This is a genomic window from Paenibacillus sepulcri (assembly GCF_042647105.1).
Taxonomy (GTDB): Bacteria; Bacillota; Bacilli; order Paenibacillales; family Paenibacillaceae; genus Paenibacillus_Z; species Paenibacillus_Z sepulcri.
In genome coordinates this window covers 5,049,285-5,063,258 of sequence record NZ_JBHRUP010000001.1, presented here as the reverse complement: position 1 = coordinate 5,063,258, position 13,974 = coordinate 5,049,285, and the positions used below count along the sequence as shown (strand labels likewise).

The following is a 13,974-nucleotide window of genomic DNA, read 5'->3' as shown; positions in this document are numbered from 1 at the left end:
ATTTAATAATCCCATTTATTGTAGTAGTCTTTTGTTAACGCAGCCGCCCTTCTTTTTTTAAGGTTTTGTAAAAATACATGAAAGATGAAGTTGATAGAATAATAAGGAGCAGGCAAAACTAAGAAGGAGTTGTTATCATCATCATCCGGCGGCAGTATTAGCTTCTTCCTCAAAAATATCAAAAAAAGGTAGGATATATTTTATGCTCCCGGGTATTTCAAGGAGCAGCGATTATCGCCATCCGGCGGCGCAGCAGGTTTCTTCCCTCAGACATTTTTGTAAAGGTTAAACTTATAAACGTTATATAGCGCACAAAAAACGCCAGGATGCTCATCCTGACGTTTCTTCCGAATCTATCCTATTGGCTATTACTCGTTGGGATAAACCATAACCTTCAAGCTGCCGCTCTTGTTATGTATTGCACACTCCATCGCATCCCTCGCCTCTGCAAGCGGATAGCGGTCCGTAATAAGCGATTTGGCGTCGATCATGCCGGATGCGAGAAACCCGATCCCCATCGGGTATGTATTCGCATAGCGGAACACGCCGTAAATATCGATCTCATTGTGGCGGCGCAGTTCGTTTCTTCCCTTAGACCTAATAGACATATGTACAGACGTGAAACTCATACATGCTATAAGGTCAAAAAAAAACGGCCCTTGGCATATGTGATGCCTCAAGGCCGGTTGAACGAAAGTCTTATTGGATGCGGATATATCTATCGGCATTATTGAAGCAGATATCCTGGACCAGCTTCCCGATAAACGCATAGTCGCGCGGCAGCTCGCCGTCTTCGATCCATGTGCCAAGCAGGTTGCACAGCACCCTTCGGAAATATTCATGTCTCGTGAACGACAGGAAGCTCCTGGAGTCGGTCAGCATGCCCACGAAAGTACTGATCAGACCGACATTCGAAAGCACCTTCATCTGCTGCAGCATGCCGTCCTTCTGGTCATGATACCACCAGCCTGAGCCGAGCTGGATTTTGCCCCTTACGCCAGGCGACTGAAAGTTGCCGATAGCCGAAGCAATCGCTTCGTACTGCGCGGAATACAACGTATAGACAATCGTTTGCGGCAGCTCGCCGCTGCTATCAAGCTTACCCAGAAACCCGTTAAGCGACCTTGCCAGATGAAAATCCAGTATCGAATCGTAGCCGGTGTCCTTGCCAAGCTGAGCGAACATTCTGGCATTATTATTGCGTATCGCTCCGATATGAAGCTGCATCGTCCAGCCATGCTGGTTATACAACCGGCCAAGCTGCACAAGCGTGTAGGTCTGGTATTGGATGACTTCCTCCTGCGATACCGCCTCGCCCTGCAGAGCCCGCTGGAAGATCGCCGCCGCTTCCCGCTCGTCTGGCAGCGTAAACGGAAGCATCTCGAAGCCATGATCCGACATGCGGCAGCCATGACTGTGAAAATAATCGACCCTTGAAGCGACCGCTTCCAGGAATTGATCATACTGCGTAATCGGAAGCTGTGTAACCCCGCTCAGCCGGTTCACGTAATCCCCAAATCCGCTGTCCCCAACATTCAGAATACGGTCAGGACGGAAGGTTGGCGCAACAGCCGTTTCAATCGCGCTATCGCTGCGGATCTGCTGATGATCCGCCAGCTCGTCGATGGGATCATCGGTGGTGCAGACGACTCTGACATCGAACCGCTTCAGGATCCCGTTCGCCCGCATATCCTCATCCTGCAGACGCTCATTGCACCGGTTCCAGATATCGCGCGCATTATCGCCCGTCAGCAGCTCGTCTATGCCGAAATAACGGCTGAGCTCCAGATGCGTCCAGTGATAAAGCGGATTGCCGACAGTATCCGGTACCGAACGGGCCCAGACCATGAATTTGTCCTCGTCTGGAGCATCTCCAGTAATGAGGCGTTCCTCCACGCCCAGCCAGCGGAGCGCTCTCCACTTGTAATGATCGCCTCCGAGCCAGATCTCGGCCATATTGCGGTATTTCTTATTGACAGCGATTTCATTCGGGCTCAAATGACTGTGGAAATCATAAATCGGCATATCCTTTGCATAATCGTGGTACAGCGTCTTTGCGCTCTTGCTCTGAAGCAGCCAATCCTCATGAATAAATGGCGACATCGTAGACCTCCTAAAGTTAATATCCGCATTAAAGAATCCGCTTCCATACTACCATACTTGTATGGTAGTATGGAAGCATTAACTGACAATCCAGGGAGGTGAACCCATGACTTTTACGATGAAGCCTCAAACTACCTCCACCCGCGATGCCGTAAGCCATGCGCTGAGGGAGCAAATTATGATGCTGGAGCTTGTTCCCGGCACCGGTATTTCGGAGAAGGAAATTTCCCTTAAATTCAATGTCAGCCGGACGCCGATTCGTGAAAGCTTCGTGCGTCTGGCCCAGGAGGGACTGCTGGAGATCCTCCCCCAGCGCGGCACCTTCGTCTCGCTGATCGATCTTGAGCTTGTGGAGGAAGCGCGGTTTATGCGCGAGCAGCTGGAGCGCGCCGTCATCCGGCTGGCCTGCTCGGACAGCTTTCCGGATGAACAGCTGAAGGCGCTGCAGAAGAATCTCACCAAACAGCAGGCCTGTATCGACAAGCAGGATTACCGTACCATGTTCGAGCTTGACGAGGCCTTTCACCGCACCATCTTCGAAGGCTGCAGGAAAAGCAACACCTGGGCGGTTATCCAGCAAATCAACATCCATTTGAACCGCAGCCGCATGCTGCGTTTGGCTGCCGACCATCACTGGGATCACCTCTACGAGCAGCATCTGCATATGGTAGAGGCCATCCAGGAGCATGATGCCGACCGGGCCGAGAGGATCATGAAGGATCACTTGAGTCTCACAATTGCCGATCAGGCGCTGCTGAAAGAGAAATTCCCATCCTATTTCAAATGAACGGAGGCTAATCTGCACGATGAAAATGGTATTCCGCTGGTTCGGCGAAGGCAATGATACCGTCCCGCTCCATTATATCAAGCAAATTCCGGGGACAGAGGGCATTGTATGGGCGCTGCATGACGTCCCTGCAGGTGAAGAATGGCCCATGGAAGGCATTATGAAGGTCAAGGAGGCAGCCGATGCGGCCGGTCTGCATATCAAGGTCGTGGAGAGCGTTAATATTCACGAGGATATCAAGCTCGGACTGCCAAGCCGTGATATGTATATCGCGAATTATAAGAAAACCATCGCCAAGCTGGCACAGGTCGGCGTTGAGGTGATTTGCTACAACTTCATGCCGATATTTGATTGGCTGCGCACCGATCTGCACAAGCAGACGGCTGACGGCTCTACGGCGCTGTTCTATGAGAAAAGCAGGATCGACAACATCAACCCCTTCGAGTTGGTCAAGCGGATCAATGAGAATTCGGCCTTTACCATGCCGGGCTGGGAGCCAGAGCGGCTGCAGTATTTGACAGGATTGTTCGAAGCCTACAGGGACGTAACAGAGGAGAACCTGTGGGATAACGCAAAGTACTTCCTGGATGAAATCATACCTTTCGCCGCCGAGCATAACATCCGGATGGCCATTCACCCGGATGATCCGCCGTGGCCGATCTTTGGACTGCCGCGAATTATTACAAGCCGGGACAATCTGCGCCGCTACCTTAAGCTGCACGACAGCTACTATAATGGCTTGACGCTGTGCAGCGGTTCGCTTGGGGCCAATCCGGACAATGATATCATCGCCATGATCCACGAATTTGCCGACCGTATTCCGTTCGCGCATATCCGCAACGTGCGCGTATTCGAGAACGGCGATTTCATCGAAACCTCGCACCGCACCCAGGATGGGACCGTGGATATTGCAGGTGTGGTGCAGGCCTATCACGAAAATAATTATGAGGGCTACTGCCGTCCTGATCACGGCCGGCACCTCTGGGACGAGCAATGCAGACCCGGTTACGGTCTGTACGACCGCGCGCTCGGCATCATGTATCTATGGGGCTTATGGGACGCATACGTCAAGAGCGCTTCCAGCCAAAAACAGGAAAAGGAGATCTACTCATGAACCAATTACCTATTCACCCCTCCCTGCAGGGAAAAGTCGTCGTCGTTACAGGCGGAGCCGGCGTATTATGCCGGGTTCTGGCGCTTGAGCTGGGCCGTCAGGGAGCGCGGGTCGCCGTGCTGAACCGGACGCTGTCAAGCGGAGAAGCCGTTGCCGGGGAGATTGCTGCCGCAGGAGGGGAAGCGATCGCTCTCTCCTGCGATGTGACCGACAGCGACAGCGTCCGGCAGGCCGCCGAGGCTGTACAGCAGCAGCTGGGCTCCTGCGATATTCTGATCAACGGCGCAGGCGGCAACCAGCCGGCAGCCATCACGACGAATGAGCTGTTCAATCCCGAGGACGTGGACGCACCCGGCGTGACTTCTTTCTTTGACTTGAGCGTAACGGGTTTCCGCAGCGTGCTTGATCTGAATTTTATCGGCAGCCTCATTCCGACACAAGCCTTCGCCCGCCAGATGCTTGGCAAGCAGGGTGCGACGGTTATCAATATCTCATCCATGAGCGCATTCTCGCCGATGACCAAGGTTCCCGCCTACAGCGCCGCCAAAGCGGCAATCAACAACTTTACCGAGTGGCTGGCGGTCCATCTGGCGGAATCCGGCATCCGCGTGAATGCGATCGCCCCCGGCTTCTTCCTGACCAAGCAGAATGAGAAGCTGCTCACGAATGAGGACGGTTCATTGACTCCCCGCTCCCACAAAATCATCTCCCATACGCCGATGCGCCGCTTCGGCAAGCCCGAGGATCTGCTCGGCACGCTGCTCTGGCTGACGGATGAGAGCATGTCCGGCTTTATTACCGGAACTACCATTCCTGTCGACGGCGGTTTCATGGCTTATTCCGGAGTATGATCCATTTCAACGAATGCCATAATTTCACTCATCATAAATGTAATGGCCGATTCATCTGCTGATGGATCAGCCATTACCGAAACGGGCGCTTGCCGCCCGTTTTTCTTTTTGCCTGCCTCCCCGCCCGATTCTCGACGGAGGCATCCAAACATGCTATTGTGGAGTAAGCACGCATAAGTACCTTGAGGAGCGAAAAACACAAGCTGTCAAGGGATTATGCGCTCAATAAAATCGGAGGCGAGCATTACGGACTACATTATTTTGGATATTGAATTCAACGGGCGGAAATTCGCCAGCGACAAGCCGATGGAGGTAATCGAAATCGGCGCGGTGCGGCTTACTGCGGATTACCGGCAGGTGGATGAATTTTCTGCGCTGATCAAGCCCGTCTACTTCTCCAAGCTGAACAGCTTTATCAAGGGAAAGACCGGCATTCCCCAAGAAGATATCGATGCGGCCTCAGGCTTCCGGACGGTAATTGCCGACTTTATCCGCTGGCTGGACCGCAGCGAAACGTATATGCTCCTTACCTGGGGCGGCGAGGATCTGAAACGGATTATATACGATACGCGCATGCACAAGCTGGATGATTCCTACTGGATGAAGGCGCTGGCCTTCGATCTGCTGAAGGGTTTCCTGAGAGATCAGAAGCTCACCAATGACGTCAGCGTCGAAGCCGCGCTGGCACAGCTGGGCATTACCCCCGAAGGCTCGGCGCACCGCGCCCTTGATGATGCCCGTATGACCGCAGAGGTATTCCGGGCGGTTGCCCCAAGGCTGGACTTCTCCCAGGCCCAGCACTTCAAGGATGTCTATTCCAATGCCAAGGAACGGCGTATGGTCAAGAACGCGGTCCGCACCATGCAAGCGCAGCGGGTGGTTCCCCAATGGGAGCTGATCGTCGAGCATTTTCTGAAAGACAAGGTAACCTTGACCGATCCGCGTAAGGCTGCCGAGCTTGAGGCCTATTTTGGTACCGTGGTTGAAAGTCAGCAGCCTCAGAAGCAGAAACCCGCAGCTCCAGCCGGTGAGACCAACCCGCCTTCCGCCGAATCCTCCAGCAATGATGCTGGCAAGCAAGAATAATCAACGGCTCCAGGCATGATAAAGCACACCAGATCCCGACTGTTGTTACTCAGCAACAGTTTTTTGGCGTTTTATGAGGGATATTCTATTCACTCTGATTCAGCGCAACGAGCGCGCGGCGGTATTTGTCCAGCCGATCGTGATCCTCCTGCGTCGGCGAAACAATCCGGCCCAGATTCATATTATCGCTAATATCCAGGATCTTGACTCTCGAAGCCAACGGATTCACCCGTATCCGATCGATAAAGGCATCATAGGTTTCGCCATCTCTTCTGGTCAGGCAATCCACAGCCTGAACGATCTCGTCCGGGAAGCCCTCCCCGGCAAGATGAGCGAGCGTGTAACCGGTATCCTCCACCAGATCATGCAGCACAGCCACGATCCGCTCATCCTCCCCCTTTGCCGACTGCATCACCCGAAGCGGGTGCAGAATATAAGGCTCTCCGCCCTTGTCCGTTTGGCCGTCATGCCCCTGTGCGGCAAGAATGATTGCTTTGGTCAGAATATCCATAGCCGTTCCCTCCTTATGTAAAGCGAGCTGAAGGTGCGGTCATCCATCAGCTTCGTAACCTCCAAATTACTTGAACCAAATGCCGCCGAACGGAACAATTTCCCGCAGCAGCCGCTTGACCAGACTATCCTGGCCGATGAACTGCTCCAGGCCCGCATCCGGCCAGCCGACCTGCAGCAGAACCTTGCCGGTTCCGGTCATTTTCCACTGGTAGCTCATATGCTGGCTGGCCAAATGGTTGCCGTACACGCTCAGATCGATCCCGACATGGCTTGGAAAAGCGATCAATGCGCGGCTGTCGATAAAAGAAGGCGTAACCGGATCCAGCTCCATCTCGATCACGGGGCCGCAGGAAATAAGTCCGATTGCGCCATGGCCTTGAAACTTCATGCGCATAATATCTTTGGTGGCCACGACATTCTTGAAGCTCTGCAGCACGCTCTTCATCTCGATGCCTTCTGTATAAAACAACAGATGGCGAAAATCAAACAGCAAGCTGCTGTCGCCGTCAAGCTCCATGCAGTGCAGCATATAACCGCCGGGCAAGCCGAGAATAAGGCTGGACGGCCCGGACAGCTTTGATTTGATGAGCTTCTTCTTCCGGTAAATTCCCTGCATATTCATAAACTTGTCTTCACGCTGACGCGAGAGGCCCTGAAACGCCGCAATCTGCTGGGGGTGAAGCACATGAACGGCATCCCCTTCGCGGAGCTGCAGTTCTACCGCTGATTGCTGGCTGGCAGCCGCGCCCCCCATACGAGATATGATTTCCATCCGCGCCCCCTCTTAAGCTTGTCTGCTTCGCAGCAGCAGCCGCAGCAATCTGCCCGAGAGGAAGTAGAGCGCCAGCAAGCCGATACCGGAATAAATAAAGAGCCATATGCGTCTGGATTTGGCGGTTCGCGCTTCTTCTGAAGCCTGAAGGGAAATAACGGCCTGCGAGAGCTCGTCATTGCGTTTGGCGAGATTCTCATTCTGCTCCATCAGCTTCACATTCTCCTCATGCAGCCGTTCCTCCGCCTGGCGGTACTGCTCGATGGTTTCCTGTGACTGCTTCGTAACCTCATCGAGCTGCGTCTTCGTGCTGTCATACTGCTCGCGCAGCTCATCCACCTCGTCCGGCAGCTGAAAAATCCCTTTCACATTCTCCATAAAGCCGGCATACGCAACATTCGAGACAGCGCATGCCAGCAGAACGGCACAGCATAGCGACAAGCCCCATTTCACAACGCCCACACGGCAGACCTCCCTTCCAACGCGTTCGCAAAACCATGGCAAGCGAAACAGCAATACCGTCTATCAATCTCACAATCTCTCAGATAAACTTGTAAAATCTGACTATAGTCTATTACGCATATACAGCTGCATTTGTTTCAGACCCACCCAAAATTCGACAGCATGCGAAATGGCGGTTTTACAAAACATTACCCTTTATGCCCGATTCCGCCACCCTCCAGATGAAAAACAGGTCAAGAAAAAACGGTTAATGCCTGTCCTTTGACGACAGATCAAGGTTCTTCGCTGCTATAAGGTGAAAAAAAAGATGAAACCTGCCCGGATACACCGGACTTGTTTCACCTTTAGACAAGAAATATCAGGATTCCAGCACAGCACGCGGAATGTTCGTCCGATAGACGGCTTTATTCTCCAGCCCTCTGATCATCGGCGTCCATGGCTCCGTCTCCGGCGTCGTATCGAGCGCATCCTCAACCATCTGCAGCTTGGCATCCAGAGCGTCGATATGGTGGAGCGCAACCGCCTCTGCCGTCTGGGGCTGAACGGGACTGCCCCACTCTCCCAGATTGTGATGGGACAGGACCAGATGCTGGAGAGCCAGAACGCGGTCGGAGTCGAGCGCAATTCCCTTCAGGATAGCCGCTTCCGTAATCCAGCTGGATGCCATCGAGATATGGCCCATCAGCTTCCCCCGTACGCTGTAATCGGAGACGATGCCAAGCTGCGCAATCATCTCCTCGGGCTTGGCGATATCATGCAGAATGATGCCGGCGAGCAGCAGATCGGGATTCAGGAACGGGCGCTGCTTGCAGATAAACTCTCCTAATTCGAGCATTCGAACCATATGATAGGCAAGTCCGGCGAAATAGGCGTGATGATGCGTCTTGGCCGCCGGATAATGCATCAGTTTCTCTTCCACTTTGGCGATACAGAAGGCGACAATGGTTTTGATCTCCGGGTCCCCGATGCTCTCCATAGCCTGCTTGATGGTATAAACCAGATCAATCGGCCGGATCGGCGCCGAACGGATAAAATCGGTGATATTCACGCCGTCATCAGGCTCTGTTTTGCGGATGCGCGAGATCTTGATCTGCAGCCTCTCCCGGTACGTCAGAACGGTGCCCTGCACCTTGACCAGTCCCATCGGGAAGAAGGTTTCCTTGTCCGTGCCGGTGACATCCCAGTACTTGGCCGGCATTTGGCCGCTGGAGTCGCAAAGCACAATATCAAAATAATCCTTGGGGGGCGTGCCGTTCGTCTGCTTGACCTCCAGCTCCTTCAGCAAATAGAAGCCGACAAACTCGTCTTGCGAATTCAGTTCTTTAATAAGCGTCATATCAGGCAAGTCCTCCTAAAGCTTCCTTCGGCTGCTTCGCCTTGTCCCTGGCTTTACGTATGGCAGAATAAGAGACAAGAGAGCATCCGCAGGAATGGTTAGGGTTATTATACTATGAAAGTCTATCCAGCCGGGGAAAAAAGTGCTGCAGCCGCCTTCCCATTCCGCATTCCGGCTCAGGCAGAACCGTCCCGTTCCAGCAAATGCTTCGCCGTGAAGATATCGGTTATGAGGATATTGGCATATTTGCCGCGCAGTGCTCCGTATATGCCGTCCACTTTGCTTGGACCGCCTGCGACAAGAATCGATTTCTCCTTGATCTGGAGCTGCTCCAGGTCGATTCCGATCGTCCGCTCATTCAGTTCCTCCGAGCAGAGTGTGCCTGTCTGATCAATATAACGGGAACATATATCGCCTGCGCCCTTCTCTCCGATCAGACGAAGGTCAGACTCGGTAAAATAATTGGCCTGGATCAGCACCGAATCCTCGGTTGGCGCTCCCACCGTGACGATGGCGATATTCGCCTGCTTGCCCAGCTCCAGTATATTGCGGATATGCCGGTCCTGCTCAATGGTCTGCTTCACCACGGGGTGGTCGACAATAGCAGGCAGCGGAATAAAATACGGGGCCGTATGAAAGGCCTGGCCGAACAGGCTGACGATCTCATACGCATAGGTCTGGGTCTGCGAATGGCTGACGCCTCCGTTCAATTGAACAACCTTCACATTCCGCACATGCTTGTCCTTCAGATTGAGCGCGACCTCATACAGCGTTGTGCCCCATGTAGTGCCGATCACATCCCCGTCCTTGATGATGGAATCCAGATATTCCGCCGCTGCCTCCCCCAGATATTTCTTGACGATGGCATCATCATAACGCGGTACGGACACAAGCACCGCCTTCTCGACGCCGAAGGATTTCTCCAGCTGCCTGGCCATAGAATCATGGCTTTCCAGCGGGTCCACAATGCGGATCTGCACAAGCCCCTCTTCCTTGGCCTGCTGCAGGAAGCGGCTTACGGTCGGCCGGGAAACTCCGAACTGCCGGGCTATTTCCTGCTGGCTGTAGTCCAATTGATAGTACATTCTCGCCGCATCGAGCATTTTGCCCCTTTTATCCTGCAATCGTTCTTCAGTCACTGCACCTCAACTCTTCCTCTATTGTTCTCTACAGAAGACCGGTGAACAGGCCTTGCTCGCCTAAGTGGAGCTGTCTTTTTGACCGCTGCTGCTTCCACCTGCTCCGCCAGTCCATCACCGGTCGCTATTCTTTATTTTCGCCTCCATTGGCACCGCTTGGCGCCGCCCGTTACCGCTTGGCCGAATCAAACACCTCGCCCGCGGCCTTCGGAGCCTGCGAGGATTTGGAGAACAGCACCAGGGCGATCAATGTCACCACATAAGGGAATACTTTCAGAATGACAGGCGGGAATACGGACAAGGCCGGTATAACCTGCGACACATTCGCTACCGTGCTGGCAAAACCGAAGAACAGCGCAGCCGCAAGGATGCCGAGCGGACGCCACTGCCCGAATATTAAAGCCGCCAGGGACAAGAAGCCAAGCCCCGCAACCGTTCCGGTGAACTCGCCTGCGATTGTCACCAGCAGGACCGCTCCGCCAAGTCCCGAGAATGCGCCCGAGATCATCACGCCCATATAGCGAATCCTTCTCACGTTGATGCCCGCAGCCTCCGCGGCCTGCGGATATTCCCCGCAGGCTCTGAGCCTGAGCCCAAACGCCGTTTTCTTCAATACAAAACCGCCGAGCAGAACCAGCAGCAGGATCAGCCAGGTGGTGGGATAGGTCTTGGTAAACAACAAGTCTCCGATAACCGGTATTTTGGACAACAGGGGCACATTAAACGGCTGGAATCCGCTTGTAATGCGGATATTGCCGCTTCCGGTTATATTCCTGGCGAGGAAAACCGTGAGCGCCCCGGCGATCATATTGATGGCTGTTCCGCTGATGACCTGATTCGCGCTCAGGTGAATGCTGGCGAAGGCATGCAGCAGAGAGAACAGCACGCCGGCCGCCAGTGCCGCAGCCAGACCCACCCAGATCGCGGCAACCGGATGATCCGGCCATGCGGTCTGCAGCTTGAAAATCACGAAGGCGCCCATAAACGAGCCGATGACCATCAGCCCCTCAAGGCCGATATTGACAATCCCGCTCCGCTCGCTGAACAAGCCGCCCAAGGCCGTAATCAGAAGGGGGATCGTAAACATAATCGCATAGGGAAAAATTTGTTCAATCGTGGTCCACATCGTTTATCCCCCTTCCTTTCTTTCCAGCTTCCGTTCATCGGCAGGCGCGCGGCGCCTTGCCTTCAGCCAGCTGATCAGCCGGTCCATCAGCACGCTCGTCGCCGCAAAATAGATAATGATGGCGATGATAGAATCCGCGATCTCCGGCGGAATCTCCGTCATCGCGTTCATGAAGCCTCTTCCCGAATACAGCAGACCGAAGAACAGGGCTGACACTAGCACGCCGACAGGGGAGTTCGCGCCTAAAAGAGCAACCGCAATGCCGTCATACCCCTGCGTGGGCAGCACCCCGATTTGAATATTCGAGCTGTTGCCCGCATACTGCGCAACCCCGCCAAGTCCGGCCAATCCACCGGAGATGACCATGGACAAAATAATGCTCCGTTTAACCGGCATCCCGCCATATTCAGCCGCATGCCGGTTGAAGCCAACGGCTTTCAGTTCGTAGCCGAGCGTAGTTTTATTGATGATAAAGGAAATGACGATCACGACGATGACAGCAAGAAACAGACCCAGGTTCACATAGGAACCGCCGAACATATCGGAGAGAAATGGCGCCTGCAGGGATGCATGCGCTGGCAGAGGCCTTGATTCCGTCTCCAGAAATTCCGCCTTCAAGTAGTAAGGCACGGCATAATAAATGGTCCAATAGGCGATCCAGTTCATCATAATGGTCGAGACTACCTCATGTACATTGAACCGCGCCTTCAACAAGCCGGGAATAAACGCCCAGCAGGCTCCGCCCAGGAATCCGGCGATAATCATGAGCAGCAGCAGCAGCGGTCTCGAGACATCGAGATTCAATCCGACAGCCGTCGCGCAAAAGCCTCCGAACAGCATCTGTCCGGCCGCTCCAATATTGAACAGGCCTGTCCGGAAGGCAAAGGCAACCGACAATCCCGTAAAAATCAGCGGCGTTCCCGTAGCAAGCGTGTTCCCGATCCGCTCCGGGTTCTTCAGTCCGCCTTCGAACAGGAATCTGTAGCCTTCCATCGGCTGATGTCCGGTCAGGATCATCAGCAGCGCGCCTGCCAATAAGCCGAACAGAACGGCCAGCAGGGATATGATGATTTTTCTCACTGGTCATCCCCTTCTTTCCAGCCTGCCATCATCAGCCCGATTTCATTCTCATTGGACTCCTCCGGCTTCACGATACCCATCAGCTCACCGTTATACAGAACGGCGACCCGGTCCGAGACATTCATAATTTCATCCAGCTCCAGAGAGATGAGCAGAACGGCTCTTCCCTTGTCCCGGTGCTCAATCAATCGTTTGTGGATATATTCAATGGAGCCGACATCCAGCCCCCGTGTAGGCTGTACGGCAATCAGCAGCGAAGGATTACGTTCAATCTCCCGCCCGATAATCGCTTTCTGCTGATTCCCGCCGGAGAGCGAGCGGGTCAGGGAGAGAGGGCCCTTGCCGGACCGGACATCGTAACTTGTAAGGACGTTAGCAGCATATTTGCGGATGGCGGCCTTGTTCATAATTCCCCTGCGGGAGTATGGAGCATCATTGTATATCTCCAGAATCATATTCTCCTCCAGCGTATAATCGAGAATCAGTCCCCGCTTCTGCCGGTCCTCCGGAATATGGCCGATTCCGCTGTGGATCCGCTCCCGGATTGTCCGGTTCGTAACATCCTGCCCTTGAACCGTGATCGTCCCGCCGCGCACCTTGCGAAGTCCCGTAATGGCTTCCACCAGCTCGGTTTGGCCGTTCCCCTCGACTCCGGCAATGCCCACAATTTCACCGGCGCGCACCTCCAGCGAGAAATCCTTTAACGCCTGACTGTTCTTGTTATTATAAACAGAGAGATCCTCAAGCTTCAGCAGGACATCGCCTGGAGTACTCGCTTCTTTCTCCACCTGGAAGCTCACATTGCGCCCGACCATCATCTCTGCCATCTTCAATTCGCTGGTCGAGCGGACATCGACCGTCCCGACCGTCCGGCCCCTGCGGATTACCGTACAGCGGTGGGCCACGGCTTTGATTTCCTTCAATTTATGCGTGATCAGAATAATCGATTTGTCCTCTGCAATGAGATTCAGCATAATCCGGCCCAGCTCCTGGATTTCCTGCGGCGTCAAAACCGCCGTCGGCTCGTCCAGAATCAAAACATCCGCATCGCGATAAAGCATCTTGAGTATTTCCACCCGCTGCTGCATGCCAACCGAAATATCCTCGACCCGCGCATGCGGATCAACGTTCAGCCCATACTGCTTTGACAGCTGCTCGATCCGGCGGGCAGCTTTGGCAATGTTCAGCACGAAGCCCCTGGAGGGCTCATTGCCCAATATAATATTTTCGGTTACCGTAAAATTGCCGACCAGCTTGAAATGCTGATGCACCATACCGATGCCCAGCCTGTTCGCCACATTGGGGCTTGTGATCTTCGCATTCTTGCCATTAACCGTGATCGTCCCGCGATCCGCCTGATACATGCCGAACAGAATGCCCATGAGCGTGGATTTCCCCGCCCCATTCTCGCCAAGCAGCGCATGAATTTCGCCCCTCTTGAGCTGCAGCGTAATATCGTCATTGGCTACCACGCCGGGGAACTCTTTACGGATATTGATCATTTCCACGACAAAATCCATACCGCACGACTCCTTTCCTAAAATTACACGTAAATGCAACGAAGCGGCGTAATTCCGTTAATTCGAAGAGCGTTCAAGAAGAAAA

The 13,974-nt window shown here is 53.8% G+C and carries 13 protein-coding genes and 1 pseudogene; 4 read left to right on the top strand and 10 right to left on the bottom strand.

Annotation, left to right across the window (positions count from 1 at the left end; translation table 11 throughout):
• Window positions 1-368 precede the first annotated feature (368 nt).
• Window positions 369-566, bottom strand: a pseudogene (locus ACFOLF_RS22415) (NAD(P)-dependent alcohol dehydrogenase); the annotation flags it as partial.
• Window positions 567-699: 133 nt separating this feature from the next.
• Complete coding sequence (gene uxaC, locus ACFOLF_RS22410; RefSeq protein ID WP_210038640.1) at window positions 700-2,103, bottom strand: glucuronate isomerase; 1,404 nt, start codon at window positions 2,101-2,103, stop codon at window positions 700-702.
• 106 nt (window positions 2,104-2,209) lie between these two features.
• On the opposite strand from uxaC, the gene ACFOLF_RS22405 reads away from it, so the two are divergent.
• The 4 genes from ACFOLF_RS22405 to ACFOLF_RS22390 all read left to right on the top strand — a co-directional run bounded on the left by ACFOLF_RS22405 (window position 2,210) and on the right by ACFOLF_RS22390 (window position 5,941).
• Window positions 2,210-2,890, top strand: coding sequence for a GntR family transcriptional regulator (locus ACFOLF_RS22405; protein ID WP_210038639.1), 681 nt, complete (start codon window positions 2,210-2,212; stop codon window positions 2,888-2,890).
• Between the two features lie 19 nt (window positions 2,891-2,909).
• Complete coding sequence (uxuA, locus tag ACFOLF_RS22400) at window positions 2,910-4,004, top strand: mannonate dehydratase (protein ID WP_210038638.1); 1,095 nt, start codon at window positions 2,910-2,912, stop codon at window positions 4,002-4,004.
• Window positions 4,001-4,855, top strand: coding sequence for an SDR family oxidoreductase (locus ACFOLF_RS22395; RefSeq protein ID WP_210038637.1), 855 nt, complete (start codon window positions 4,001-4,003; stop codon window positions 4,853-4,855). Before uxuA ends, ACFOLF_RS22395 begins: the two co-directional genes overlap by 4 nt.
• A 216-nt stretch (window positions 4,856-5,071) precedes the next feature.
• Window positions 5,072-5,941 carry an exonuclease domain-containing protein gene (locus ACFOLF_RS22390; protein WP_210038636.1) on the top strand — a complete coding sequence of 290 codons (870 nt, stop codon included), beginning with the start codon at window positions 5,072-5,074 and terminating at the stop codon, window positions 5,939-5,941.
• Between the two features lie 85 nt (window positions 5,942-6,026).
• On the opposite strand, the gene ACFOLF_RS22385 is transcribed toward ACFOLF_RS22390, so the two are convergent.
• The 8 genes from ACFOLF_RS22385 to ACFOLF_RS22350 all read right to left on the bottom strand — a co-directional run bounded on the left by ACFOLF_RS22385 (window position 6,027) and on the right by ACFOLF_RS22350 (window position 13,889).
• On the bottom strand, window positions 6,027-6,452 hold the full coding sequence (locus ACFOLF_RS22385; RefSeq protein ID WP_210038635.1) for an HD domain-containing protein: 426 nt from the start codon (window positions 6,450-6,452) through the stop codon (window positions 6,027-6,029).
• A 66-nt stretch (window positions 6,453-6,518) separates the two neighbouring features.
• Window positions 6,519-7,226 carry an AIM24 family protein gene (locus ACFOLF_RS22380; protein ID WP_379113482.1) on the bottom strand — a complete coding sequence of 236 codons (708 nt, stop codon included), beginning with the start codon at window positions 7,224-7,226 and terminating at the stop codon, window positions 6,519-6,521.
• A 12-nt stretch (window positions 7,227-7,238) separates the two neighbouring features.
• Window positions 7,239-7,688: a hypothetical protein gene (locus ACFOLF_RS22375; RefSeq protein WP_210038634.1), complete on the bottom strand. Its 450-nt coding sequence runs from the start codon at window positions 7,686-7,688 to the stop codon at window positions 7,239-7,241.
• Between the two features lie 358 nt (window positions 7,689-8,046).
• Window positions 8,047-9,024, bottom strand: a complete 978-nt coding sequence (locus ACFOLF_RS22370; protein ID WP_210038633.1) for a 3'-5' exoribonuclease YhaM family protein — start codon at window positions 9,022-9,024, stop codon at window positions 8,047-8,049.
• 176 nt (window positions 9,025-9,200) lie between these two features.
• On the bottom strand, window positions 9,201-10,127 hold the full coding sequence (locus ACFOLF_RS22365) for a sugar-binding transcriptional regulator (RefSeq protein ID WP_210038919.1): 927 nt from the start codon (window positions 10,125-10,127) through the stop codon (window positions 9,201-9,203).
• Between the two features lie 205 nt (window positions 10,128-10,332).
• The gene (locus tag ACFOLF_RS22360; RefSeq protein ID WP_210038632.1) at window positions 10,333-11,289 is read right to left on the bottom strand and encodes an ABC transporter permease; all 957 of its coding nucleotides are present in this window, start codon (window positions 11,287-11,289) and stop codon (window positions 10,333-10,335) included.
• Between the two features lie 3 nt (window positions 11,290-11,292).
• Entirely contained in the window at window positions 11,293-12,369 is a 1,077-nt protein-coding gene (locus ACFOLF_RS22355; protein WP_379113480.1) for an ABC transporter permease, read from the bottom strand.
• Window positions 12,366-13,889 carry an ABC transporter ATP-binding protein gene (locus ACFOLF_RS22350; RefSeq protein WP_210038631.1) on the bottom strand — a complete coding sequence of 508 codons (1,524 nt, stop codon included), beginning with the start codon at window positions 13,887-13,889 and terminating at the stop codon, window positions 12,366-12,368. The genes ACFOLF_RS22355 and ACFOLF_RS22350 overlap by 4 nt, the downstream gene beginning before the upstream one ends.
• Window positions 13,890-13,974: the final 85 nt, after the last annotated feature.